The organism is Flavobacterium sp. UBA4854 (assembly GCF_002399805.1).
Lineage (GTDB): Bacteria > Bacteroidota > Bacteroidia > Flavobacteriales > Flavobacteriaceae > Flavobacterium > Flavobacterium ginsengisoli.
On the sequence record NZ_DHEI01000057.1, the window covers coordinates 17,186 to 19,038 of the forward strand.

Genomic DNA, 1,853 nt, shown 5'->3' on the forward strand with positions numbered 1-1,853 from the left:
ACCCGAGGTGTTACAATTGGCAATAATCAGAGTACGGTTTTAAACTCCAATTTAGATTTACAAATTACAGGAAAACTTTCAGATAAAGTAAGTTTAAGAGCTTCGCTCCAAGACAATAATATTCCGTTGCAAGATGGCAGTTACTCGCAAAAACTGGATCAGTTTGATAATATTTTCATTGAACTATTCAGCAATGATTGGAACATTCGTGCCGGCGATGTTTTTTTAGAAAATAGAAAAACACAATTTTTAAGTTTCAATAAAAAAGTTCAAGGACTTTCTGCCAACTTTGATTTTGATACCGAAACAAGCAAAACCAATGTTTTTGCTTCGGTCGCTTTTGTAAAAGGCCAATATGCCAAAAGTACTTTTACAGGTCAGGAAGGAAATCAAGGCCCGTATAAATTAAAAGGTCAGAATGGCGAATTGTATGTTTTGGTAATTTCTGGTTCGGAGCGAGTTTATGTAAATGGCGTTTTATTAAAAAGAGGAGAAAACAATGATTATGTGATTGATTATAATGCTGGAGAAATTGTCTTCACTTCACTTTTTACCATTACTTCAGAAATGCGTATCAATGTCGAATACCAATATTCTGAACGAAATTACAACCGATTAGTCACTTACGCTGGTGCAACTCACGAAAATAAAAATTGGAGTTTTGGCGGTTATTTGTATTCAGAAAATGACATGAAAAATCAGCCTTTACAGCAAAATCTTTCTCCAGAACAAGTTCAAATTTTGAGTCAGGCGGGCGATGATGTCAATTTGATGAAAGCACCTTCTGCTTACGAAGACACTTATGCCGACAATAAAATTTTATACAAAAAAATACTCGTCAATTCGGTCGAAGTTTATGAATATTCTAACAATCCAGCGGATGTTTTGTATAACGTTAGGTTTAGTCAAGTTGGTGCAAATGCAGGAAATTATATTATTCAGAACAATAATTCTGTTGAGCGTATTTATCAATATGTCGAACCAATAAACGGTGTTCTTCAAGGAAATTACGAACCAATCGTACAACTTGTTGCACCAATAAAACTTCAAGTAGCAACATTTTTAGGAAAATACAATCCTAATGAGAAAACATTGGTTGACTTTGAATTGGCTGTAAGCAACAATGACCAAAATTTATTTTCTGATATTGATGATTCTAACAACGAAGGAATTGCTTTTAAAACCAATCTTAAAAAACGTCTTTTCTCTAAAAGTTGGAGTTTAGATGCTTTCGCGAATTATCAATACGTGCAGCAAAATTTTAAATCGGTTGAGCGTTTGTATAATATTGAGTTTAATCGCGATTGGAATTTAACGGGAACACTTTTGGGCAATCAAAGTCTTTTGGTTACAGGTTTAAATTTTGATTTATTCTCTAAAAATAAAACTTCAAATATTGGTTTATTGACATATCAATTCGAAAAATTGGATTTTAGCGAAAGCTATTCTGGCGTTAGACATACGACAAATGCTTTATTCAAATTGAAAAATTGGACAGTTGAGAACAGCGGAAGTTTCCTTAATACTGATGCTACATCTTCGACTTCAAAATTCATTAGAAACCAAACTAGAACCAAATATCATTTTGGCAAAAATTGGGTTGGAGGAAGTATGCAACTAGAAGACAATCAACAAAAAGATAAAATCACCAATCAGTTTTCGGCATTAAGCCAAAGATTTTCAGAATATGGATTTTTTACAGGACGTGGCGACAGCACTAAAGTTTTCGTGGAAGTTGGTTTTCTCCAGAGACGCAACGATAGTTTGCAAAACGGATTATTGCAACATGTAAACAATTCGCAAACTTATTATTTAAGATCGAAATTAATTCAGACCAAAAAGACCGATTTGGC

The 1,853-nt window shown here is 33.6% G+C and carries 1 pseudogene; it reads left to right on the forward strand.

Going from position 1 to position 1,853, the window contains the following annotated elements:
• Positions 1 to 1,853 (forward strand): annotated as a pseudogene (locus B3J44_RS08480) (hypothetical protein); the annotation flags it as partial.